The organism is Polymorphospora sp. A560 (genome assembly GCF_045781765.1).
GTDB lineage: Bacteria > Actinomycetota > Actinomycetes > Mycobacteriales > Micromonosporaceae > Polymorphospora > Polymorphospora lycopeni.
This window is the reverse complement of the sequence record NZ_CP122282.1, coordinates 546785-568277: the sequence shown is the minus strand read 5'-3', so window position 1 is coordinate 568277 and position 21493 is coordinate 546785. Positions and strand designations below refer to the sequence as shown.

The window sequence follows — 21493 nt, the reverse complement described above, 5'->3', positions numbered from 1 at the left end:
CGAACACGAAGCCCAACACGCGATGACCCACCCGGTCACCACTGGAAAAGCCACCCTGATCGATAAGGAGGCCGGCGCCAAGCACGCCGCAGCCCAGCTCGGGCACGCCACCGAGCACGTTGCCGCGTACCACCTCGATCTGCTGCCGGGCATTTTCAGGGGGCGATTCAAAACTACATAGATAGACATCAAAGCCCTGGCCGGCTTCTTGCTGGTCAGGGCCTCGTGTTGGTGCCCCCGGCAGGATTCGAACCTGCGACACACGGTTTAGGAAACCGTTGCTCTATCCCCTGAGCTACGGGGGCGCGATGATCCAGACTAGCTAGCAGCGGCTGTCAGCGTACCGCAGGGAGCCGCAGGCGCGATCGACGCCGGCACCGCCACCAGCGGATCGCACGACGACCACACGTACCCCGTCTGGACGGGCGACCTTCAGGGGGCGGGCACGGTCGGTCAGCGTCGGTCACGGCTGGTCACCGCTGCCGGAGCACACAACGGGCACACACGCGAACGCCATCGATGCCCGTTCACGCCGACCGGTCTCGACGAGGTGGCGCCGCCGACGCGGGGTTGCCCGAGCCAGCATCTGGCCACCCGCCCGACCGGCTCCTCAGCAAGGCTCGGGTGGCGTGGGGTTGGATCGACCCACGGTGGGCACGCAGTGGCACTCCGGGCCGGGTGCGATTCGGCGGCATCCGTACACGCCCTCGTTCGACCCATCCCGACGAACGGGTACACCGGCTGGTCGTGGCCACGACCAGCCTGCCGCCTACGGCAGCCGTGCCGCCGACGATCCAGGCCGCACGGTCAGTTACGAATTCGACATCCGCTTCGCAAGCCAGTACGCGCTCTTCTGCTCATGAGCGGTCACCCGATCTTGTGCGCGGGATCCACACACATCGTTGGCGTGGGTTGATGCCCGGCCGGACTATGATGCTCCACGATGATCCCAGGCGGGTACCTGCATTGGCTTCCGGTTGTGGCGACTACGGTGGCTCTCGTCATGGCCAGCCTGGTCGGCACGCGTCACCTCGTGGCCTGTTACCGGCAGCGCGGCGTCCCAGCGGGGCTGGCGGCCCGGCGGGCATTGGCCACGACGGCCATGGCGGTCTGGACGCTGCCGTGGCTGATGGTGGTCCTCACCCCACTCGACGCACCCCGAGAGGTTCGGCTGGTGCCGCTGCGCGACCTTGTGGAGATCCTCGCCGACCATCCGCTGACCGCGTTCTTCCAGATCGTGGGCAATCTGCTGGTGTTCGCGGCGGTTGGGTTCGGTCTGGGCATGGGGTGGCAGGTCCGGTTCGCATATGTGATCGTAGCGGCTGCAGGCATGTCGACCGCGGTGGAAGCGCTGCAGTACGCCCTGGCACTCGGACGCGTCTCGTCGATCGACGACGTGCTGTTGAATACGACGGGTGCAGGCTTGGCCGTCCTCGCGGCGCATCGGCTGCCGGTTCCCGATCGTCTGCTGTCCTTACCGCCGTCGCGATGAGCCCCTCCCGGTCACGGCGCCGGACACCCACCACCGCGTGGCCAACCGCTTCCACCGCTGGTCGCGTCGTAGCCGGGCTGGAGTAGCTGCAGCGACTAAGTGCCTCTCGTCGTTAATTCGTCGGGGGTTACGCGGCGGCAGGTAGGAACTCGTGCGCGGCGAGTCGTTTGAGTAGGGCGTCGAGGTCTCTCTTGGTGTATCGCCAGTTGAACGGACGGGCGCCGAGGTTGTAGTGCTCCTGGAAGGCGATGAGCCGGTCCTGGACATCGGCCAGGTCGTAGAAGTCGTTCGGCGTGACGACCTTGCGCTGCACGATCGAGAAATACAGCTCAACCTGGTTCAACCACGACGCGTGGATCGGTAGGTGGACCAGCGTCGCGGTGGGCCACGCCTCGGTCAGGCGATCGATAGAGGCCTGCCCGCGGTGGGAGGATCCGTTGTCCACGATCCAGAACACCCGATCCGCTGAGGCGTAGGGCTGGCTGGTCATGACCTGCTCGACCAGGCGGGCGAACGGGACCAGCCCGGTGGAGGGCTCACAGCGGCCGAACACCTTGCCGTGATGCACGTCCAACGCGGCCAAGTACGCCAAGGCGCCGCCGCGTTCGTACTCGTGCTCGACACGCATCAGCCTCGACCGGCCCGGCGGCAGGCTGGGATGGCAGCGGCACCGCGCCTGGATCGAGGTCTTCTCATCCGCGCTGATGACGAACTCGCCCCCGCCCAGCGGGCTCCCATCCCATATGCGGGCGTACAGGTCCAGCACCCTGCTGGCCTTGACGGCGAACTGTGGGTCCCGGGGGAAGATCCACGACCGGTGCCGCCAGGGCTTGATCGCATCGGCGGCCAGCCAGCGCGTCACCGTCGCCGCCGAGATGTCCTCCACGACACCGGCGGCCACCGCTTCGTCGGCCAGATCAGCGGCGCTCCACCGGGACAGTGGCACGCCACGCTCGGCCGGCAACTCACACGCGAGGGCTTTGACCTGCGCGGCCTGCACGTCGCTGAACCTGCGCGGCCGGCCAGGACGCGGCGCGTCGGCCAACCCGTCCAGCCGCCGCTGGTAGAACCGCACCCGCCATTTACGCACCGTATCCACGTGCACCCGCTGATCGGCGGCGATCACAGTGTTGCTGGCACCATCGGCTGCGGCCAGCACGATACGAGCCCGCACCACCAGCCGGTAGGAGGTCGTAGGCCGGCGGGCCAGCGCCTGCAGGACGACACGCTCGGCAGCGTCGAGCATGATCGGGTACGGGGATGACGGAGGCACCGCAACGTTGTGCCACCCGCACCGCCACGGCGCCAGCACCGACACGACGGCACAGGGGGTGGGGCAGGATGGCAGTCGTGGCCAAGCCCCCACCCGAGTCGACCAAGACCAGCCTGCGTCAACGCCTGAGCGCACACGCCCGCACCCGCTGGCCCGCCCTCACAGCCGTGCCCGTGCGGTATCACGGCATCTTCGCCTACGTCGACGGGCGGCTCGCCGACGGCACCACCCTGCCGCTGTGCCGGCTCCGCTACGGCGGCTCCGCCAGCAGGTGGGGCTTCGCGATCTACCTCGCCAGCCGCGACGCCTACCAAGACTTCGTCCTGCCCAACGGACTGCACGCCGGCAGCCCCGAAGAAGCCCTCGACTGCGCCTGCGGCCTCTACCTCAACGACCCCACCGCCTGGACACAACCCCCGACGAATTAACGACGAGAGGCACTAAGGCGTGTTTCGTAAGTCGGGCTGTCCCCACGAAGTTGCGGCGTGGCGGTGGTCGATAACTGAAGAGGTCTCCGGTATCTGGTTCTGCGACCAAGCAAGAACTTCATACCGGAGACCTCGTGCCCAGCGTAGCGGTGACGAGGCGGCATGACCTGACCGACAGGCAGTGGGCTGTTCTGGCCCCGCTGCTGCCTGCCGCGCCTGCGACGGGTCGTCCGCCGAAGTGGGACAAACGACAGCTCATCGACGGGATCCGGTGGCGGATCCGGATCGGCGCCCCGTGGCGTGACGTCCCGGCCGACTACGGGCCCTGGCCCACCGTCTACGGCCTGTTCCGCCGCTGGCAGCGTGACGGGACCTGGGACCAGATCCTGTCCGCGTTGCAGGCCGCCGGCGACGCACAGAACCGGATCGCGTGGACGGTGAGCGTGGACTCGATGACCAGCCGCGCCCACCAGCACGCCGCGGGTGCCCGCAAGGACGGGCATCTGCAGAAGGAACCACCCGGCGGCGTGCACGACGAGCCGGCCGACCACGCGCTGGGCCGATCGAGGGGTGGGCTGACCACCAAAACCCACCTGGCCTGCGAGCAGGGACAGAAGGTCCTCTCCCTGATCGTGACCGCCGGGCACCGTGGCGACAGCCCGCAGTTCATCCCCGTCCTGCGCCGCATCCGCGTGACCCGCCTGGGCGTGGGACGGCCCCGCACCTGCCCCGACCTGGTCCTGGCCGACAAGGCCTACACCAGCCGCGGCAACCGCCGATACCTGCGTTCCCGCGGGATCAAGGCCTGCATCCCGAGCAAGAAGGACCAGGACGCCCACCGCAAGGCCAAAGGCTCCCGCGGTGGCCGTCCGCCCGCGTTCGACCGGCAGCTTTACCGGCTACGCCACGCCGTCGAGAACAGCATCAACCGACTCAAACGCCACCGCGGCGTCGCCACCAGGTACGACAAGCTCGCGGTCCGCTTCCAAGCCGTCCTTACCATCGCCATCATCACCGAATGGCTCTGACCGACTTATGAAACACGCCTTAGAGGTCCGCGGGGAACCACAACATCGCGTTATGATCGTGGTGCCCGGGTTTGCCGCCGACAACGCGCTGCACCATGTCACTTCGCCGCACTCGGTATATCGGTTCTGCGGCGCACCTGGGGGCGGTCCTGACCCGGACCGTGTGCCGAACCCGACGATGCTCAGGCACCCGTGTCTGCGGGTGTTTGATCGATCATGACCGCAGATCGTGTTCTCTGGGCTGGCGCTATGTCGGCGGAGCGCGGAGTGATTGACCTGGGCGGCCACGATCACCAGTCGATGTCCTCGGGCGGGTCGGCCCCCTGACAGCGTCATGACCAGACGGAAGATGAACGTACGGCTCATCGCTGCCTTTGTGGTCGGCGTGGTGCTGGGCGGTGTTGCGGTCAGCCAGCTGCGGGATTCGCGGGAGGAACGGGAGCAGAACTCTTCGATCTCGCTCGTGGCCTTCGTTGCGTCCGGCGGTAGCGGGGGTGGGGACGCCAGGGGCGTCTACCAGATGGCAGGACAACTGGCAGTGATCAATGCTGGGCCAGCACCGATCACTGTCCGTGCGGCTACCGGCGAACTGCCGGGTGTCCGGGTCCGAGGTATCGGACAGTCTCGGTTGCTGCGTCCCGGCGGTACCGGCTGGATCGAAGTCGAGGTGCGTATCGACTGCTCGATCCGGTTCGGGAGCGAGCCGTTGTCGATGGGGTTTGCGGTAGAGACCGCTGATGGGAGGGTCAGGGAGATCAGCCGCCCCGTCGCTGTGCTCGGTAGCGCCTGGCACCGTGACGTCGAGCGGCCATGTGCGCACCTTGCTGATCTGGTGAAGCGCGACGGCTAAAGGGCAGCCGCAGACGCATCAGCGACCTGAAATCAGCGCCACAAGCGGATTCTGCCCAAGACCACGTACACGGACATGCCGCCGATCGTGCGCACTGGGGCCTCGGCACGCCGGTCACGATGCGTCAAGTCAGCCTCGGTGCGGTTCCTTGCGGACATGCCGATGAGCGCGCACCCCTGGCTCCCGGAGAGGCGTCACGTGGCAAGCACGGCGGTGAGCATCGAGAGGTACGACTCGTGGGCGAGACGCAGGCTGTCAAGGTCGGACGTCTCGAACCACGCCACAGCGTCGTGTTCGTCCGGCGCGGCGTTGACTGGTGTTCCGGTCCACCTGTCGACCAACCAGATCTGCATGTCGAACGTCGCGGTCCGGATCTCATGCATCGGCGGGCTGGACGGCTCCAGCGCCGTGATCCCCAACTCCTCCCGAAGCTCGCGGACAAGGCTCTCCTTCGGATCCTCTCCCTCGTCAACATGACCGCCCGGCAGGTCCCACACATCGGGATACCAACGGCGTCCGGCGCTTCGATGACACAGCAACACCCGATCGCCGTCGCGAAGAACGGCCGCAACAATCCGGACCGGACCGGAGTCGTCAGCGGAGATCGTCATCGGCACATTCTGACCCATGCGGGATCTGCCGTAGAGCACGCGCGGCGGGTGGCTGCGCACGGGTCACAGAGCGTGGCGGCGTACGGCTGGCGCGCGCCGTCCAATCACGTCGATCGAGAGTGCAGCCGACGGAGGACAGTCCCGTACCTCGCCCATCATTCGGACGGCACGCTCCAGATCCTGAGCTTTCATGCCGCGCATTCTGGCAGACCGGGCAGGCACCCAGACCGCCAAGAAGAACATCCGAATATGCCGATGAGCGGACGTATTGACTCAGGGCTGTGAAGGAGTTTCGTTCGCTCTGGGCGGCGGAACCGCGGGGATCGCCATCTGCGGGTCGACGCCGGCGAACGCGAGCGCGATGACGAACCCGGCGACCTCCTCCAGTTGGCGCGCCCGGTCCAGCCCGCCGAGTACGGCAGGGACACCTCCGATGTCGCGTACGAGCGATCCGACGATCTCCAGCGCTCGCGGATCGTCTCCGCACATTGCGACCGTAACTGGTGACGACGTAGGTGTCGTCCACCGCGTCGATGGGAATAGATGGAGCGCCTTGACGACATGGGCACCGGGAGCGAGTTCGGCGACATGCTGCGCAAACGCGCGTCCGGATTGTGTCCGCAGCACGCCGATGCCATGCTCGACCGCGTTCGTCGGATCAATGAGCGGTTTACCGGCGAGCGACCCGCCGGGTGCACCGGCCGCCGTAAGGATGTCGGCGACGCCCTCCCAGTGAACGGAGAGCAGGACGGCGTCGGCGTCCACGGCGACCTCGGGTAGCCGCCGGGCACGAACTCCAGACGCCTTCGCCGCGATTTCAGCGCGCTCGGGCGAGCGGCCGCCGATGCTGATGTCATGTCCGGCCCGGGTCCAGCCGGTGGCGAGTGCCGTGGCGAGGGTTCCGGTGCCGAGGATTCCGATACGCATGGCGTCAGACCCTAGAAAGTCCGATGCGAACCGATCGAATCGTTACGCACCAGCAGGTGTGCATCGGCCATGACACGATGACCGGATGTCTCGTGATTCGGACAGCAGCTGCGTGAATTTCGTGGCGGACTGCCGGCTGCGGATGGGAACGGACCTGTTCACGCATGTATGGGATCCGGTGGTCCTGGCCGCTCTCGCCGCCGGCCCGCAACGTCGCCGCGCACTTCGCGCGAACATCGGCGGCATCAGTGACAAGGCTCTCACCGAGGCACTCCACCGGCTCATCATCAACGGCCTGACCGAACGGAGGTCGTATGCCGAGGCACCCCCTCGAGTCGACTACGCGTTGACACCCCTCGGCCAGACCTTCGCCGAGGGGCCGATGCGCGCACTCGCGGAATGGATCATCCGGTACGGTGACGAGCTTTTCGAGGCGCAGGAACGAACGCGCTCGGCCTACGCCTGACGCCTCCATCCGGCTGCCCTCCCCGCCCGTGGTCCGATTCTCCTCGGCGGACCGGGCCGCCATCCGGATCTGCCGCGGGTCGTGCGCGTCGGCGCCGAGGCACCCCGTCACTCGGTAGCCGTCAGCGGTGGTACGTCCAGGTACGAGGACGTCCGGTCACGCCGAGATCAGTAAGTCGGTCTCAGTCGGCTCGACACATCCGATGGCGCGGGATTCACGGGCTCGTCGAGGCGCAGGATCGTTTCCTCGATCTCCGTGTTCCGACCGTTGGCGAACGAGATCTCCGTGCCTGTGATCGCAAACCCCGCCTTCTGCAGCACCTTGAGCGATCCCACGTTGTCACTCGCGACACGGGCGAACAGCGGCCGCACCGGAACCGTTTCCAGAAGCAGTGCGAGTGCTCGGCTGGCGATGCCCTGCCCCCAGAAGGACCTGTCGATCCAGTACGTGACCTCGGTGTCGCCCTCGATGACGAAGCTGGCGATGCTGCCGACGAGTCGTCCATCGAGCGTGATAGCGAGGTTGGTGGTCTCAGGCGACGTCCTGACCTTTGCCATGTGGGCATCGAATGCGGCGCGGTCGTCAGGATCCTCGGCAGTGAAGGCGGCCATCCGGACCGACTCCGGATCCCGCATCTGTTCGAACAAGGCATCGAGGTCGGAGTCGTCGACCGGCCGCAGCGCCACCTCAGCCACCAGTGCCCCCAAACCTGATCCGGCAGCGATCAGCGGGCCAAACATACCAGCAGCATTAGACAGTCGGTGCAGGATCGACATCCGCATCTGCCGCTGATGGCGCTCACCCGATCCCCCACCCACGTGCCGATGTGGTAGCGGCGTTACAACCACTGCTCATCGGTTGCATGGCGGTCAGGTCGAGCTGGCCGACGGCCGAACCGGTCAGCCTGGTGACCGTGTCCGCGACGTCCATCGCCGCGTAGGCCAGAGGCAGGGCCTCAACCCAGCCGTCGATGCTGCGATGCAACGGGACCCACTGCCCATCGTCGCCACCGGCGATACCGAACGTGCCGTCCGGACCGATGACCCGATCGCGGCGATCGAACGAACGACCATGACTCTGTCCTCGTGCACGCAACGGTCCCGCCCGCGGAGCTGAGTGGTCCGCGGGCGTGCCCGATCATCTGAGCATCGCGGCTCTGAGCCGGGCCAGGGCACGCTTCAGCAGCCGGGAGACGTGCATCTGTGACAACCCGACCCGGGTGGCGATCTGCGCCTGGGTCAGGTCGCCGAAGAACCGCATGGTCAGGATTCGACGGTCACGTGCGGGAAGCGCCGCGAAGAGCGGCCGGAGCGTGAGGTGGTCGTCAACGGCCGCGTATCCTGGATCAACGTCGCCGACGAGCGCGAGGAGCTCGACGCCATCGGTCCCGGGCTTCGGCTCGTTCAGTGACGGCAGGCGGTAGACCTCGGCAGCGGCGGCGGCGGCCAGGACTTCGGCGACGGTCACCCCCAAGTGGTCAGCGAGCTCTCCGGAAGTCGGTTGCCGGCCCTGTCGCTGGACAAGTTCGCCTCGGGCGCTGGGCGCCCGGGCATTCAGTTCCTGGGCTGTGCGCGGCACCCGGATCGACCAAGTCGTGTCGCGGAAGTGCCGCCGGAGGGCGCCGAGAATGGTGGGGATGGCGTAGCTGGCGAACATCGGCCCTCGGTCGGGGTCGTATCCGTCGACAGCCTTGATCAGGGCGACGGCGCAGACCTGTGCCAAGTCCTCGTACGGTTCTCCGCGGCCGGTGTAGCGGCGGGCCAGTCGACCGGCCATCGGCAGGTTGGACTCGATGATCCGGGCTCGCAGCCGCGCACGGTCGGGATCGTCGGCGCTCAGGGCCGCGCGTCGACGCAACAGTTGCTCGGTGCTCCCGGTCTCAACAGTCAGAGTCGGAGGAGGAAAAACGACCGTCGCTTTCGCTAGGTGGGTGACCACTGTTCAACACCCCTTACGGGCCGGTGGCGGCGAGTCTGGCGGCCACCGGGGACCCGGGCGACATGGCAACCGTACGCCTCATCCCGCGGAATCGGCACCCCCCACCGGCAGCACTTTCGAAAGGTCGCTGTCCCATCTGGGCCGCGTTGGTGGGCGACCGGGCCGGTTGGTGGGCGGTCCCGGCGACAGTTGCTCGGAGCCGTCGACGATCGCCTGAGACAGTTCGGACAGCCGCCGGTTCCGGCTGCGGGCGTCGTGGCGCAGCAGCGCGAAGGCTTCGCCCACGTCCACCTGAAGGCGTTCAGCCAGGACCCCCTTGGCCTGCTCGATCAGGACGCGGCTGTGCAGGGCGGTCTGCAACTGTTCGGTGAGGATGTCACGTCGCTGGATGGCACGCTGTTGCAGCAGTCCGATGGTTGCCACGTCGGCGAGCGCCTGACCGATGCGGAGCTTGCCCTCATCGAGGGCTCCTGGCCGGACGTCGAAAAGGCTCAGTGTGCCGATGACCTCGGAGCGCAGGCACATGGGCAGGGCGTGCACCGCAGCGAAGCCGACCTCGGCCGCCGCGGCAGCGAATCTCGGCCAGCGACCGGCATTGGGCAGGTCTGCGACCGAAATCGGTTGACCGCTACGGAAGCAGTCCACGCAGGGACCCTGGTCGGTCTGGAGCTGGAACATCTCCAACAGCCGAGTACGTTCCGACGAGGCAGCCAGCACCTGCAGCGTGTCCCGCTGGTCGGTCAGGAGCAGCCCGACCCCCGAGACACCCAGCAGCTCGACACACCTCTCGGTCAGCACGTGCAGGAACTCGATCACGTCGAAATCGTCGACCAGAGTGTCAGCCATCTCCACGAAGACGTCGGCTAGCTGGGCATCAACCATCTCATTCACCTCGTCAGTCAGTGGTCGCGCCGGTCACCCGACCACATGATTCACCGCGCCGCCCTCTTCCCCATCCGACTCCGGGCGTCACTGCCGGCCCGAGACGGCAGCGCCAGCTGCCACATTCCGGAGGCGCCATCTCCGGGACCACGCGTATTCGCGCAACCGGATGAGCGCCAACGCTATGGTCACTGCCTACCAGGCCGCGCTCACGCGGTCACCTGGTCCACCTCGGGATGTGGCAGGCGACTTGCGAGCCACGACCGTCTCGGCCCTCCCGTGGCGCGTAGCAGCACCGCACACGCAGTGTTCACCAAACCATACGCCACCGCGAGAAAGTGGCGCCTCGCGCTGGACATGCTCGACGAAATGACCGACGAATGGAGACTGCCGAAACTGCCGGTCACGGCGGACTCCGGCTACGGCGACTGCACCCTGTTCCGGCTCGGACTCACCGAACGCAGTCTGTCCTACGTGGTCCAGGTCGACCCGACCGCGACCGCCCACCCCGGCGACGCGACCCCTGCCACCCCACCCACCCCGGTCGGGGCCGTCCACCCCGACCATGCCGGAGATCGTCGACGAAGGCGTGGCGGGATATCTCGTCACCACCGTGGATCAGGCCGTCGTCGCCGTCACCGAGATCGCCGCCCGCAACCGGGCGAACTGCCGGGAGCGGGCCCGCCAGCGCTTCGACGCGGACCGGATGGTCACCGACTACCTGGCTGTGTACGACAAGCACCCACCCGCCGACCCAGTGCGGTCTGGCCACCTTCAACTCGGCCCTCGCCACCCTGGTCGACGCACACCTCGGCCGGATGGCGGGACGTCGCCGTCCTGAACACCTTCGTCATCCCGCACTGCGCCGCGGAGCACGTCGGGGTACCCGCCGACCGCCGTACCCGCCCGCGCCGCACCAACGCCGCCAGCTACGCCACGGCTTTCCCCGCCGATACGGCACTGCACCAGCGGGTGCTCTGGCCCGCCACACCGAAGGAGAGCAACGGCCTGGAGGACGCCCGCTTCGTTCGGTTCACCCACGAGTCCGGATCGGTGTACCGGGCCACCTACACCGCCTACGAGGACGGCGCGCCGTCACCCGCGCGCTGGCAAGCCACGACCTGCGCCGCTTCGAGATCACCCCGATGCGCGGACCCGGCGCCCGCAACAAGGGCGTCGCGCTGTTCCCCCGTACCGTCGGCGGCCGGCACCTTGCCCTCTGCCGCACCGACGGCGAGACCATCGGCCTGACCCGTTTGGACACCAACAACCGGGGGCAGGCCCCGGTTCCGTTGCACGCCCCCCGCGACAGCTGGAACTCATCCAGGTCGGCAACTGCGGATCCCCAATCGAGACCGACGCCGGTTGGCTCGTGCTCACCCACGGGTCGGCCCGATGCGCCGGTACGCCATCGGCGCGCTCCTACTTGACCTGCATCGACCGGAACGGGTCGTCGCGCGGCTGATCCCCGAGGAAGCCGACCGGGACGGGTACGTGCCCAACGTCGTCTACTTTTGCGGCGGGCTGATCCACGACGGCGATCCGTGGCTGCCGTACGGGGCGAGCGACGCGCGGGTCGGGTTCGCCACCGTGCCGGTGACCGACCTCCTCGCGGCGATGGCGGCGCCACCGCCGCTCGAGGACGGACCGGCCTGATCCGCGTCCCACCTGGTGGCGCTGCGGACCTCTCGTAGCGATGCTCCTGGCTCCCCTATCACGTCGGCGGGCGGCACGGCGGGCATCGGTCCCCCGTCACCGCCGCGGTTGCCGGCTGTGACGCCGGTGGGTCGTGGCCTGCTCGGGTACCGGACTGGCGTCGGACCCGGTGGTCGGTTCGGCCGGGTCGGTGCTTCGGTCGTCGGTGGATTGCGGTGAACGGGGTCGCACGGCGAGGTCGGTGACGTGGCCGGTGGCGCTGGTGGCGGTCAGCGCCGCCGCGAACAGGATGAGCTGGTTGACGACGTTGAGGAAGACCAGCAGCCCGACGGTGCCGGCGACGACGTGGTACGTCGGGTTGGCCTCGGTGCGCTGTATGTAGAAGCCGCCGACGGTCTTGAGCAGTTCCAGACCGACGGCGACGAGCAGCGCGGGTAGGCCCACCCGGCGCGGCGGCATGCGTAGCCGTGGCAGTCCGGTGAGCACCGCGGTCGACATCAGCGTGTTCACGGCGATGCCGAGCAGGAGCCCGACCGCGGCCAGCAGCCACCGGGCCGGGGCACCCTCCGTACCGGTGGGCTCGACCAGCCGGTTGGCCCCGGCGGTGGTGACGAATGCTGTGGCCAGGGAGGCGGCCAGCAGCAGGCCGAGCCCAATCAGCACAAGCAGGTCGACCAGCAGGCGGACAACAAAGCTACCCGGGTATTCAGGCAGTTGCCAGACCTTGCGGATCGAGGACCGGAGCGAATCCACCCAGAACCAGCCGGTGATCGGCAGGCCGAGAAACGCGATCACCCCGATGGTGCTGCGGGCGGTGCGTAGTGCCTGCACGTCGAGGCTGGGCAGGTCCTGGGCGAGGTATCGCTGCACAGAGCGCTGCACGGCCGGATCGTCGAGGACAAATCCGAAGACCGCGAAGCCCAGCAGGGCCAGCGCGAACGTGGCGAAGAACGCGTAGTAGGTGACAGCGGCGGCGAGCCGGCCGCCGTCGGCTTCGCGGTAGCGCACTACTGCCCGGGTGAGGTGGTCCAGCCAGCCGTGGCGGCGGCGGGCGCGCCGCCACAGCGCGGCGACCCGCCGCGCCATGCTCGGGGTTGTCATGTCGCCGTCGTACCCTGTGGTGACCGCTGTCACGCTCCGGACAGCCACGCTGGAGATGCGTACCCGTGCTGCCGTATCCGGTCGTGTCTTGGGGAGTCATGTGCCGGTTGCGGCACCGCCGGCCGGCGTCCTCGGATCGGGATTGACGGAGGTCGGCATCGGCGGCGGGTTATCCTGCTCGATACGGGTTTCGCTCTGGCGGGCGGTCTGCTCGGCTTCGGCCTGCTCGTCGTCGGTGGGTCGGGTGCCGGGTAGTTCCCGGTCGGGGTGGGCTCGCCCTGCGGGGGTGCGGCCAGGTACCGCACGGCGGTGTTGGTCACGGCCAGCAGTGGTACGGCCACGAGCGTGCCGACGACGCCGGCGACGATCGACGCCGGTGGCGATCGCGAGGATGACGGCGAGCGGGTGCAGGCCACGGCGCGTCCCATGACGAGCGGCTGCAGCACGTGGCCTTCCAGTTGTTGCACGCCGATGACGACGCCGAGCACGATGAGCGCGGTGACCGGGCCCTGGGTGACCAGCGCGACCAGCGCGGCGACCGTGCCGGACAAGGTGGCGTTGATGACCGGGATGAAGGCGCCCAGGAACGCCAGCGCGGCCAGCGGCAGCGCGAGCGGGACCCGCAGCATGGCCAGCCCGATGCCGATGCCGACGGCGTCGGCAAACGCCACCAGCACGGTGGCGCGGACGTACGAGCCGAGGGTGTGCCAGGAGTAGTGGCCGGCCGGAGCTACCGGGATGCGGGCCGGGTGTGGCAGCAGGCGGCAGAGGAACCGCCAGATCTGGGCGCCGTCGCGCAGGTCACGTCCCGGCCCGTCGTGCCTGCCGCCGCGTAGCTCGCGGACACGTGCGAGGGCAGGTGAGGGCTCAGGACCGCGCCGCCCGGGCCAGGTACCGGGCTTGGGTGACCCGCGCAACCACGATCGTGCAGGTCATCCTCGCCCTGCACCACGTGGAGAACCCGATCTATCCAGTTGGAAAGCGCTCAGTGAGCCGGTCCGTGGAAGCGTCCGTCAGGCGGCAGCCACCACGCCGGGTGGCTCCGCCGCAGCCACAGGGGCGGGCCTCGACCGGGGCGGATATTCCGATCTTGCAGGAAGACGTTGCGGCTGCTCGATGGGTGCGGTGAAGATCCCGAGCAGCCCGGTCACTTCCAAGACGCGGCGGACGAAGGGTTGCGGGTAGGCGATCCAAATCTGGCATCCAGTCTCGCCAGCGGCGTTGCGCACGCCGATGAGCGCGCTGATGCCGGCGCAGTCCAGGAAGGTAACTCCGGCGAGGTCCACGATGAGAACCGCGGGACGCTGATCATGCAACAGGGTGAGCAGCCTGTCGCGGAGTGCCGGTGCGGTTGCCAGGTCGATCTCTCCGGCCACGCCGAGCCGGGCCGTCGCTGGCGACGGGCAACTTGTGTCGATGGGTAGCTGCGCGAGGGGGTTCAGAGGCGAAGAATTGGGAGCCATTGTGTTCCTCCAGCCCAACCGAAGACAGAAATCGCTTGAAGGGCGGGCGAGGGCTGGGCCCGGGGGCGGGAAGCAACACCCCTGTCGGATGCAGTGGCCGTTGCAGGCTCGACAGGCAGCGCACGTCCGTGCCGTGCGACTACCCTGAAGGCTACCCGCAAAGTTCCCCTTCGGAGCCGACCAGCTTCCGCCAAATCAAACCGCCGCTGGCTACTGTTCCGAGTCAGCGACACCGGCCGGGGCATCGGCCGGGAGTGCCCAGGTGGATCCGCCCGCCTCGCACATCTCCGGACGCCGAGGGCTATGGCTGGTCGAACAGTTCACGACGGTCAGCCCTGCTGAGCAGGCTATCCACATCAGGACGGCCACCTGTCCCACCGGAGCGGTGACGGCGGCTGTGACTGAGCCTTATGGGGCGGACTGTCTCTTGGTGGGCCGGTGGTGGGGGCGGCCTGTGGCGGTGTTACCACCCTCGTTGTCCCATACCGCGTTCGGGTCGATGCCCGCTATCGGCGACGGCGGCGCGGATGCGGCGGTGAGGATCTCGGGCGCGTGCATCGTATTGGTCGGGTCGGCTGCGGTGGTCATCGCCTGCTCTGCCGCCGCAGCTGTGCTGGCCGGTGGCACGACGAGCAGGTCGAGTTGGTCTCCGCGATCGGTGGTGGCGATCAACAAGGCGGTATCCAGCGAGGCGAACCAGCCCACCCGGACCACGTCCGTGCCGACTACCAGTCGGCGGAAGCGGCTGTCCCAGGCGCCGTTGTTGAGTATCACGTTCCGGATCCGTCCGTAACGGTCGGACAGGGCCAGGACGAGCCCGGGGAGTTCGGCCACCGGGTCCCAGGAGCGGGGCCACCACCCGCCGTCCAGGATCGCCCGGCTGGCTCGGACAGGGGCGAGCACCAGTCGAGGTCGCGAGGGCGGTGACGACGGGATCACGGTGGCCCGCTGCATGGCGGTAAGCATGGTTAGCCCTCCTGTGTGCGGGGCGTGGGGTCGGCGGTTGGGCGTCCGACCTGGTGCAGGTGGCGTAGGACCTGCCGGTACGAGGCGAACAGGCCGGTCTCGGCGTAGCTGACGCCGTGATCGGCGCAGAACCGGTGGACCAGGTGTTGCGAGCGGCGCAGGTTGGGCCGCGGCATGCTCGGGAATAGGTGGTGTTCAATCTGGTAGTTCAGCCCGCCGAGGAAAAAGTCCACCAGTCGGCCGCCGCGGACGTTGCGGGAGGTGAGCACCTGTCGACGCAGGTAGTCCAGGTCGTCGTCGGCGGCCAGCACGGGCATGCCCTTGTGGTTGGGTGCGAACGAGCAGCCCATGTAGAAGCCGAACAGGGCCTGATGGACCGCGATGAAGGCGATCGCCTGCCAGGGTGGGAGCACCAGGAACACCACGGCCAGGTAGGCCACGGTGTGCACGGCGAACAGGGTGATCTCCAACGCCCGGTAGCCGCAGGACCGGACCGTCGGCCCAGCGAGTGCCCGCACGCTGGCAACGTGCAGGTTCAGCCCTTCCAACAGCAGTAGTGGGAAGAACATGTACACCTGTAGCCGCCGCCAGAGTCGGAGCGCCCTGCTGCGGAGTGGGGCATGCCACCCGGTGAAGACCAGGACACCTGGTTCGATGTCGGGATCACTGCCGACTTCGTTCGGGTGGGCATGGTGACGGTTGTGCTTGTCGATCCACCACCCGTAGCTCAGCCCGACGCCCAAGTTGCCCAGCGCCACGCCGAGCAGGTAGTTCGCGCGCCGGGTCCGGAAGATCTGCTTGTGGCCGGCGTCGTGGCCGATGAACGCGACCTGGGTGTACAGCACCGCCAGCAGCACGGCGATACCCAGTTGCCACCAGGACGGACCGATCACCACGAACGCCACCCATGCCCCGGCGAACGCCAGCACGGTGAGCGTGACCTTGAGTGTGTAGTAGCCCGGTCTCCTGTCCAACAGGCCAGCGTCCCTGACGCGCTTTAGAAGCTTCCCGTAGTCGCTACCGCGCGCCGCGCTGGTAGGCCGGTCGTCGACCGAACCGACGGTTGCCATGATTCCTCCTTCCGGTCATTCACCGGTGGCGTAACAGTTGTCACGTAGCGTCACCAGCCCTTGTCCATATCAGAACGATGTACCCACCACTCCCGCCGCAACACCTGCCCAGTCACCCGCTTGCCGCGACGTAGATCGGACGCGTGCTCGACGATGCCGAGCCGAACGACGACGTAGCCGAGCTGCTGACAGCGAACAACGCGCTGATCAAGCTGGACACCGGCCATTGGCCGGTGTTCTCCTTCCACGTGGACTGGCGCGCATCCTTCTCGACCCTGGACGGTGTTTGACGTCGTGGTGTGAGTCCGGAAGAGATCGAGCGGGCGCGGCCACGGCTGGTCGAGTCCTGCCGTGGATGTTGCTGGGTGCGGTTGGGCGGTCGATACGATCGACCCGGCCACGAACTCAAGACCGGCCTCGGTATCGACCACTTCGAAGGCCGCGGCTACGTCGGCTGGAACCGCCAGTTGAAGCGGTGAGGCCAGAACGGGTTCCTACGAACAGGGTCGAGGCCCTCCTGGTTGGGGGTGGGCGTTGGCTCCGAGGGCTGGGCTTGGCGTGGTCAGCCGGCAGAGGTGGACTGGCGGGCGCGTTCCTGCGAGCGTCTGATCTCCGCCTCGGCTTCGGTCCGGCCGGCCCAGATCCCGCGTTCGACGTCGACGCTCTTGCCCGGTTCCAGGTCTTTGTACACGTCGAAGAAGTGTTGGATCTCCCGCCTGTGGAAGTGCTCCAGATCCGTGATGTCGCCCAGGTACGCGAGGCGGGGGTCGGCCGTGGGCACGCACAGCACCTTTGGGTCGGGCCCCTTCTCGTCCCGCATCCGGAACATGCCGATGGCCCGGCATCGGATGAGGCAGCCGGGGAAGGTCGGTTCCTGTACCAGTACCAGCGCGTCAAGGGGGTCGGTGTCTTCGCCGAGGGTGTGTTCGATGAAGCCGTAATCGGCCGGGTACTGGGTAGCGGTGAACAGGGTGCGGTCCAGTCGGATCCGGCCGGTTTGGCGATCCATTTCGTATTTGTTGCGTGTTCCCTTGGGGATCTCGATGGTGACGTCGAACTCCATGCGGTTGCTCCGCTCTTCGGACCTTCAGGCGGTGACCGGCTACCGGCCTGGTCGGTGATGAACACGGCGGTCTCGCTGCCGTGCGAGTGCTGAACACCGACCACGGCGCGACCGGCCGGTAGCTGTAGCGCTGGCTCGGCGAGGCGAATGCGGGCACCCCTGAGAGCGGATAAGGGGAGCCGGGCGCGTCCGGGCGTCCGCATGTCCCCGATTCTGCCTATCCCGCGTCTGGCGGGAATGCGTCAGTGGTGGCTTCGGGGCAGGGACCTCGAACCGAGGTTTTGGCCCCGCGTCTCCCGGCCCGGGCCGGTTGCAGCCTTCAGGTCCGGGCCGGCGCTGTGGGTTGGCGATCGGGCTGAAGGTGGCGTCTTCGGCCTCCCAGGCGGCTTCGTCGTTGGCGTTTCGCGCCTACCGTTGTGAGCGAGGGCTGGGCCGTATAGACGATGTCGGCGGCGCGGGTGGTGTTGGCGGGTCGCGAAGCCGCGATCGTGATCCTCACCGGCCAGTGGGACCTGCTGACATAGGGCTTCTCACGGGTGCGCGCCCACGTCATGCGGTCCTCGGCAGAGCGGATCATGAGCTCCGTCCCTCCGGCGCGTCGTTGTCCGGATCGGTGCCGGCGGGGTCTGGACGGGCGACGATGGCGCCGCGGTGTCTGCGGGGCAGCGGTCGCAGCTGGATGATGCGCCGCATGATGGCTTGAATGGTCACCAGCAGCACGCCGAACACCGCGGCGAGCAGTAGCGCGACTCCCATCGGCAGTTGCGCCTGCGCGCCGAAGAAGTGCACCTCCGTACGCTGACCGTTCTGCAGGATGAAGATCAGTAGCAGGAGCAGCACCACAGCGGATACCGTGAACGCGCCCAGCGAACCCCCGGCGCGGATACGCGGCACAGGGCGGGACCGGTCGTTGATCTCAGGGCCGGACTGCATGTTGGCGGAGTGTGCGGAGCCGGTGAACCTGGTCATTGTGGACCTCATTTCGACGGTGGTGCGCGAGGTACGCGAACCGAGGGCCGTCGGGGTCCGGGACGACATCCTCAGCCTACTCTCCGTCTGGCCTGATTGGTACGCCCGAGATGTCGGTTTTGCTAAGCCGTGCCGAGCCGGAGAGATCCGGAGATAGGGCAAGCGGAGATATTCGAGCTCCCTGCGGCGCTGTTCGGGGTCAGCCGGTCGACGGTGCACCGCCGCATTACCGCATGGACCGAAGATGGGTTGTGGGTACGGCTGCACCAGCGGTTCCTGCATCGTCAGCGAGATTGACTGGTCCCGTGCTGTCGTCGACTCGATCAGCGTGTGGGCGCAACCCGGGTTCCGCAGTTTGTAGTTCAACGATCATCGGAATCTGGATGTGGAGCAGCGAAGATTGACGTGCGTCGAACAAGAGGCGTGTGTCTACGCCCTCTTGCCAGGATCTGATCTTGGCTACTGGGGGTCGAAGGCGGTGACCCGGGCCGGCGGCTGGACGGAAAGTGCCTGGTAGATGGCCTTGTGTTCGGGTCTCAGCGGGGTGGTCTGCACGACGGTGCCGGCGGGCCCGGCGAGGGTGACCTGGCTGATTCGTCCGAGTTGCCGGTTGATGTTTCGCCAGGTCTGGCCGGTGGCGCGTTCGGCGACGCGGATCAGCAGCAGGGCCAGCCAGCAGATGAGGACGTGGGCGCGGATGCGGTGCTCGAGGCGGTGGAACACCGGCCGCAGCAGCAGTTGCGACTTCAGGTCGCGGAACCCGCGCTCGGCCTCGAGGAGGTTCTTGTAGCCCAGCGCGACGTCCTCGGCGCTGATGTGCGGGTCGGAGGTGGCGATGAGGTACTTGCCATCGAGGCGTTCCTCGGCCTTGACCTTGGCCTTGTTGACCTTCAGTCGTCCGTTGGGCTGCTGGACGAGCCACCGGCCCAGGGTCGGGTGGTCGCGCAGGGCGCACTCGGCGCGGGCGTGCGCCGCCTCGTTCTTCTTACGGGCCTTGTCTGCGACGGGTCGTCTGGCGTCGCGTTCGCGCTGGTCACGGATGCGTTCGAGTTCGGCTTCGACGCGGGCGATCGCGTCGTCGCGGTGCTGCTTGTCACGCATCGCCTGGTCGGGGTTGTGGCAGATGACGAACCGCACGTCGGATCCGTCGATGCGTACTTCCTTGACGCGCAGGTTGTCCTTGACCTGCTGGTAGCGGCCCTGGCGGGCCAGGACCCGCTCGACGAGGGGGTTGCCGTCACGCATGCGCATCCCGGCGATGTAGTGCCCGCCGGCGCGGCGCAGGTAGGCCAGGTTGTCCGCGCTGGAGAACCCGCGGTCGACCACGGTGATCACGCGTCCGAGCTTCCAGTCGCGCATGTCGTCGCGAACCTCGGCCAGCACGGCCTGGTCATTGCTGTTGCCGGGCCAGCACCAGCACCGCACCGGGATGCCTTCCTTGGTCACGGCCAGGCCGATGACGATCTGCGGCAGATCCGAGCGGTGGTCCTTGGAGTGCCCGAACCGGCGAAACGCATCGTCGCCGTCGTCTTCGGTGTCGCGTTCGAAGTAGGTGCTGGTGGTGTCGAAGAACAACAGGTCGACTTCAAGGTTGAACAGGTTGGCCACGGCGAAGAACACCGCCTCCTGCACCCGGCCGCAGGTATCGGCGTCGATGAGCAGGTCCATCGCCCGGTACGCGTGGTCGTCGTCCATACCGGTCAGGCCCGGGATGACCGTGTCCTGCCCGGCCCACTCGGCGGCCGACAGCTTGCTCATCGGCGCCACAGCTCGGTTGGCGACCAGCGCGAACAGCACCCGTTCCATGTTCGTGGTGAACCTACGCGCGTCCGCAGCCGCCCGCACCGCCGCGCCGACGTCGAGGCGCCGCCACAACCCGTCGAGCAGCCATGTCGACCCGATCGACCGTGCGTCGACGACGTCGAGAGGTCCCGCTCCGGCCGCCAGGCCCGCTTCCGCACCCGCGCCGTCTTCGCCGAAGTGCTTGTCGATCGACGCGGCGAGCCGGCGCAGCCCTTCGACGTCGACCCGGTCGACGCGGCCCAGATTCATAAGCACATCAGGCTTGATCTTGCCGTCCACGCGCCGGTTGTGTGCCAACGCGACGTAGCGCACCACGCTGCCGTCGGCGTTGGTCCGCGAGGTGAACCGCAGATACATGACTACGAAGAAACCACATCACCACTGGCAGAACAAGATGTGAATCTCAGGTCGTGTTACTACACTTTCGGATCCGCCGGCCCAGTCCGAGGCATCTGCGAGCCCGTGACCAGCATCGACCCCGACCCGATCATGCTTGTGTTCCTACGAACTGCGGAACTCGGGGAGAACAGTCGGTGCTCGACCTTGTTCCACTTGGATGTTCCCGGTGGGAAGTGGCACACGGTGATCCGTAGCCCGGTCTGTGCGGCCAGGGCCGCGAGTTCGGCCTTCCACGCCCGGGTGCGGTAGCCGTTGGAGCCGCCGGAGTCGGCGGTGATCAGCAGGCGGTTGGCGTGTGGGTAGTCGTCGTGGCCGGTCGCGGTCCACCACCGGCGGATCGACTCGACCGCGAAGGTGGCCGTGTCGTGGTCGGTGCCGACATTGACCCAGCCGGTGTTGGCGGCCAGGTCGTAGATGCCGTAAGGGACCGCCTTGCCCTGGCTGTCACCGGGAAAGTCGTGGGTCAGCGTGGTAACCGGCTCGCCCTTCGGCCGCCATTGCCGACCGGGGTTGCTGAACTGCCCGACCAGCTCCTTCTTCTTGGTGTCCACGCTGATCACCGGATCGCCGCTGTGGTTGTGGGTTTTGACCTGCTCGTTGATGTACCGGAACTGCGTGTCGCGGTCCGGGTGCCGCCTGCCTTCGATGGTCTTGGTGTTGGCCTGCAGGCTGAACCCCTCCCGACGCAACAGGTCGGCCACCGTGTCCGGCCCGACACGATGCCCCTGGCGGGTCAGTTCCGCGGCCAGCGTGCGGGTGGACTTCGTCGTCCACCGCAGCGGCGACATCGGATCCCCGCGCTCGTCCGGCTCGACCAGGGCCAGCAACGCCGAACGCAGTCCCGGGTCCAGGTCCGCCAGACGCTTACGGCCACCACCGGGCCGGCGCGTCCTGCCCGACGGTGGCCCACCAGCGTCCAGGTCGGACACTCCGCGCGCCACCGTGTTCTCCGCGACTCCTGCCGCCCGGGACACCGCTCGGATCCCGCCACGGCCCCATGCCCGGGCTTCGGCTCCCATCAGCAGCCGACGCTGCCGCTCATCCAGATGCGGAAACAGCACCCCGAACTTCGCCGCCAGCATCTGCTCGGTCTCCACCGTCACGCTCA

The 21493-nt window shown here is 67.7% G+C and carries 22 protein-coding genes, 1 tRNA gene and 2 pseudogenes; 9 read left to right on the top strand and 16 right to left on the bottom strand.

Annotated features, from left to right (window positions below; translation table 11 throughout):
* Positions 1 to 229 precede the first annotated feature (229 nt).
* Positions 230 to 305, bottom strand: a tRNA-Arg gene (locus QCD66_RS02715).
* Between the two features lie 698 nt (positions 306 to 1003).
* Here QCD66_RS02715 and QCD66_RS02710 point away from each other — a divergent pair.
* Entirely contained in the window at positions 1004 to 1492 is a 489-nt protein-coding gene (locus QCD66_RS02710) for a VanZ family protein (protein WP_375736730.1), read from the top strand.
* Between the two features lie 127 nt (positions 1493 to 1619).
* On the opposite strand, the gene QCD66_RS02705 is transcribed toward QCD66_RS02710, so the two are convergent.
* Complete coding sequence (locus QCD66_RS02705; RefSeq protein ID WP_375737351.1) at positions 1620 to 2738, bottom strand: IS630 family transposase; 1119 nt, start codon at positions 2736 to 2738, stop codon at positions 1620 to 1622.
* A 104-nt stretch (positions 2739 to 2842) separates the two neighbouring features.
* Between QCD66_RS02705 and QCD66_RS02700 the strand changes: the two genes are divergently transcribed.
* The 3 genes from QCD66_RS02700 to QCD66_RS02690 all read left to right on the top strand — a co-directional run bounded on the left by QCD66_RS02700 (position 2843) and on the right by QCD66_RS02690 (position 5071).
* On the top strand, positions 2843 to 3193 hold the full coding sequence (locus QCD66_RS02700) for a hypothetical protein (protein WP_407566987.1): 351 nt from the start codon (positions 2843 to 2845) through the stop codon (positions 3191 to 3193).
* Between the two features lie 149 nt (positions 3194 to 3342).
* Positions 3343 to 4221, top strand: a complete 879-nt coding sequence (locus QCD66_RS02695) for an IS5 family transposase (RefSeq protein ID WP_375737245.1) — start codon at positions 3343 to 3345, stop codon at positions 4219 to 4221.
* 349 nt (positions 4222 to 4570) lie between these two features.
* Positions 4571 to 5071 carry a hypothetical protein gene (locus QCD66_RS02690; RefSeq protein ID WP_375737239.1) on the top strand — a complete coding sequence of 167 codons (501 nt, stop codon included), beginning with the start codon at positions 4571 to 4573 and terminating at the stop codon, positions 5069 to 5071.
* Between the two features lie 194 nt (positions 5072 to 5265).
* On the opposite strand, the gene QCD66_RS02685 is transcribed toward QCD66_RS02690, so the two are convergent.
* Positions 5266 to 5682 (bottom strand): NUDIX domain-containing protein, encoded by a 417-nt coding sequence (locus QCD66_RS02685; RefSeq protein WP_375737240.1) that lies wholly within the window; start codon positions 5680 to 5682, stop codon positions 5266 to 5268.
* Between the two features lie 273 nt (positions 5683 to 5955).
* Positions 5956 to 6609: an NADPH-dependent F420 reductase gene (locus tag QCD66_RS02680; protein WP_375737241.1), complete on the bottom strand. Its 654-nt coding sequence runs from the start codon at positions 6607 to 6609 to the stop codon at positions 5956 to 5958.
* An 85-nt stretch (positions 6610 to 6694) separates the two neighbouring features.
* Here QCD66_RS02680 and QCD66_RS02675 point away from each other — a divergent pair, with 85 nt between their 5' ends.
* Complete coding sequence (locus tag QCD66_RS02675) at positions 6695 to 7075, top strand: winged helix-turn-helix transcriptional regulator (protein WP_375737242.1); 381 nt, start codon at positions 6695 to 6697, stop codon at positions 7073 to 7075.
* Positions 7076 to 7242: 167 nt separating this feature from the next.
* On the opposite strand, the gene QCD66_RS02670 is transcribed toward QCD66_RS02675, so the two are convergent.
* The 3 genes from QCD66_RS02670 to QCD66_RS02660 all read right to left on the bottom strand — a co-directional run bounded on the left by QCD66_RS02670 (position 7243) and on the right by QCD66_RS02660 (position 9895).
* Positions 7243 to 7851, bottom strand: coding sequence for a GNAT family N-acetyltransferase (locus tag QCD66_RS02670; protein ID WP_407566986.1), 609 nt, complete (start codon positions 7849 to 7851; stop codon positions 7243 to 7245).
* A gap of 361 nt (positions 7852 to 8212) precedes the next feature.
* Positions 8213 to 9013, bottom strand: coding sequence for a SigB/SigF/SigG family RNA polymerase sigma factor (locus tag QCD66_RS02665; protein WP_375737345.1), 801 nt, complete (start codon positions 9011 to 9013; stop codon positions 8213 to 8215).
* 78 nt (positions 9014 to 9091) lie between these two features.
* Positions 9092 to 9895 carry a GAF and ANTAR domain-containing protein gene (locus QCD66_RS02660; protein WP_407566985.1) on the bottom strand — a complete coding sequence of 268 codons (804 nt, stop codon included), beginning with the start codon at positions 9893 to 9895 and terminating at the stop codon, positions 9092 to 9094.
* Positions 9896 to 9940: 45 nt separating this feature from the next.
* Between QCD66_RS02660 and QCD66_RS02655 the strand changes: the two are divergent.
* The 3 genes and pseudogenes from QCD66_RS02655 to QCD66_RS02645 form a co-directional block, all read left to right on the top strand.
* A pseudogene (locus QCD66_RS02655) lies at positions 9941 to 10450 on the top strand (transposase); the annotation flags it as partial.
* A 10-nt stretch (positions 10451 to 10460) separates the two neighbouring features.
* Positions 10461 to 10736: a hypothetical protein gene (locus QCD66_RS02650; RefSeq protein WP_375737052.1), complete on the top strand. Its 276-nt coding sequence runs from the start codon at positions 10461 to 10463 to the stop codon at positions 10734 to 10736.
* A gap of 554 nt (positions 10737 to 11290) precedes the next feature.
* A complete protein-coding gene (locus tag QCD66_RS02645; RefSeq protein ID WP_375737043.1) occupies positions 11291 to 11551 on the top strand; it encodes a hypothetical protein in 261 nt (86 codons plus the stop codon).
* A gap of 96 nt (positions 11552 to 11647) precedes the next feature.
* Here QCD66_RS02645 and QCD66_RS02640 read toward each other — a convergent pair whose 3' ends face one another.
* The 5 genes from QCD66_RS02640 to QCD66_RS02620 form a co-directional block, all read right to left on the bottom strand.
* Positions 11648 to 12652 (bottom strand): YihY/virulence factor BrkB family protein, encoded by a 1005-nt coding sequence (locus QCD66_RS02640; RefSeq protein WP_375737044.1) that lies wholly within the window; start codon positions 12650 to 12652, stop codon positions 11648 to 11650.
* Positions 12653 to 12681: 29 nt separating this feature from the next.
* Complete coding sequence (locus QCD66_RS02635) at positions 12682 to 13569, bottom strand: AI-2E family transporter (RefSeq protein WP_407566984.1); 888 nt, start codon at positions 13567 to 13569, stop codon at positions 12682 to 12684.
* A 96-nt stretch (positions 13570 to 13665) separates the two neighbouring features.
* Positions 13666 to 14028, bottom strand: coding sequence for an STAS domain-containing protein (locus QCD66_RS02630; protein WP_375737046.1), 363 nt, complete (start codon positions 14026 to 14028; stop codon positions 13666 to 13668).
* Between the two features lie 495 nt (positions 14029 to 14523).
* Positions 14524 to 15069, bottom strand: a complete 546-nt coding sequence (locus QCD66_RS02625; protein ID WP_407566983.1) for a DUF5994 family protein — start codon at positions 15067 to 15069, stop codon at positions 14524 to 14526.
* A 14-nt stretch (positions 15070 to 15083) separates the two neighbouring features.
* Entirely contained in the window at positions 15084 to 16151 is a 1068-nt protein-coding gene (locus QCD66_RS02620; RefSeq protein ID WP_375737048.1) for a fatty acid desaturase family protein, read from the bottom strand.
* 143 nt (positions 16152 to 16294) lie between these two features.
* On the opposite strand from QCD66_RS02620, the gene QCD66_RS02615 reads away from it, so the two are divergent.
* Positions 16295 to 16441: a hypothetical protein gene (locus tag QCD66_RS02615; protein ID WP_375737049.1), complete on the top strand. Its 147-nt coding sequence runs from the start codon at positions 16295 to 16297 to the stop codon at positions 16439 to 16441.
* Positions 16442 to 16713: 272 nt separating this feature from the next.
* Here QCD66_RS02615 and QCD66_RS02610 read toward each other — a convergent pair whose 3' ends face one another.
* The 4 genes and pseudogenes from QCD66_RS02610 to QCD66_RS02595 form a co-directional block, all read right to left on the bottom strand.
* The gene (locus QCD66_RS02610) at positions 16714 to 17214 is read right to left on the bottom strand and encodes an inorganic diphosphatase (protein ID WP_375737050.1); all 501 of its coding nucleotides are present in this window, start codon (positions 17212 to 17214) and stop codon (positions 16714 to 16716) included.
* A gap of 573 nt (positions 17215 to 17787) precedes the next feature.
* The gene (locus QCD66_RS02605) at positions 17788 to 18183 is read right to left on the bottom strand and encodes a lipopolysaccharide assembly protein LapA domain-containing protein (RefSeq protein ID WP_375737051.1); all 396 of its coding nucleotides are present in this window, start codon (positions 18181 to 18183) and stop codon (positions 17788 to 17790) included.
* A 459-nt stretch (positions 18184 to 18642) separates the two neighbouring features.
* On the bottom strand, positions 18643 to 20343 hold the full coding sequence (locus QCD66_RS02600; protein ID WP_407566753.1) for an IS1634 family transposase: 1701 nt from the start codon (positions 20341 to 20343) through the stop codon (positions 18643 to 18645).
* Between the two features lie 80 nt (positions 20344 to 20423).
* A pseudogene (locus QCD66_RS02595) lies at positions 20424 to 21467 on the bottom strand (ISAzo13 family transposase); the annotation flags it as partial.
* Positions 21468 to 21493 lie beyond the last annotated feature (26 nt).

What these genes read in the sequence shown, in the direction of transcription:
- QCD66_RS02710 (WP_375736730.1), top strand. Translation starts at nt 1,004, where the DNA reads ATGGCCAGCCTGGTCGGCACGCGTCACCTCGTGGCCTGTTACCGGCAG.
- QCD66_RS02705 (WP_375737351.1), bottom strand. Translation starts at nt 2,738, where the DNA reads ATGCTCGACGCTGCCGAGCGTGTCGTCCTGCAGGCGCTGGCCCGCCGG.
- QCD66_RS02690 (WP_375737239.1), top strand. Translation starts at nt 4,571, where the DNA reads ATGAACGTACGGCTCATCGCTGCCTTTGTGGTCGGCGTGGTGCTGGGC.
- QCD66_RS02685 (WP_375737240.1), bottom strand. Translation starts at nt 5,682, where the DNA reads ATGACGATCTCCGCTGACGACTCCGGTCCGGTCCGGATTGTTGCGGCC.
- QCD66_RS02680 (WP_375737241.1), bottom strand. Translation starts at nt 6,609, where the DNA reads ATGCGTATCGGAATCCTCGGCACCGGAACCCTCGCCACGGCACTCGCC.
- QCD66_RS02675 (WP_375737242.1), top strand. Translation starts at nt 6,695, where the DNA reads ATGTCTCGTGATTCGGACAGCAGCTGCGTGAATTTCGTGGCGGACTGC.
- QCD66_RS02670 (WP_407566986.1), bottom strand. Translation starts at nt 7,851, where the DNA reads ATGTCGATCCTGCACCGACTGTCTAATGCTGCTGGTATGTTTGGCCCG.
- QCD66_RS02660 (WP_407566985.1), bottom strand. Translation starts at nt 9,895, where the DNA reads ATGGTTGATGCCCAGCTAGCCGACGTCTTCGTGGAGATGGCTGACACT.
- QCD66_RS02650 (WP_375737052.1), top strand. Translation starts at nt 10,461, where the DNA reads ATGCCGGAGATCGTCGACGAAGGCGTGGCGGGATATCTCGTCACCACC.
- QCD66_RS02645 (WP_375737043.1), top strand. Translation starts at nt 11,291, where the DNA reads ATGCGCCGGTACGCCATCGGCGCGCTCCTACTTGACCTGCATCGACCG.
- QCD66_RS02640 (WP_375737044.1), bottom strand. Translation starts at nt 12,652, where the DNA reads ATGACAACCCCGAGCATGGCGCGGCGGGTCGCCGCGCTGTGGCGGCGC.
- QCD66_RS02625 (WP_407566983.1), bottom strand. Translation starts at nt 15,069, where the DNA reads ATGCAGCGGGCCACCGTGATCCCGTCGTCACCGCCCTCGCGACCTCGA.
- QCD66_RS02620 (WP_375737048.1), bottom strand. Translation starts at nt 16,151, where the DNA reads ATGGCAACCGTCGGTTCGGTCGACGACCGGCCTACCAGCGCGGCGCGC.
- QCD66_RS02610 (WP_375737050.1), bottom strand. Translation starts at nt 17,214, where the DNA reads ATGGAGTTCGACGTCACCATCGAGATCCCCAAGGGAACACGCAACAAA.
- QCD66_RS02605 (WP_375737051.1), bottom strand. Translation starts at nt 18,183, where the DNA reads ATGACCAGGTTCACCGGCTCCGCACACTCCGCCAACATGCAGTCCGGC.
- QCD66_RS02600 (WP_407566753.1), bottom strand. Translation starts at nt 20,343, where the DNA reads ATGTATCTGCGGTTCACCTCGCGGACCAACGCCGACGGCAGCGTGGTG.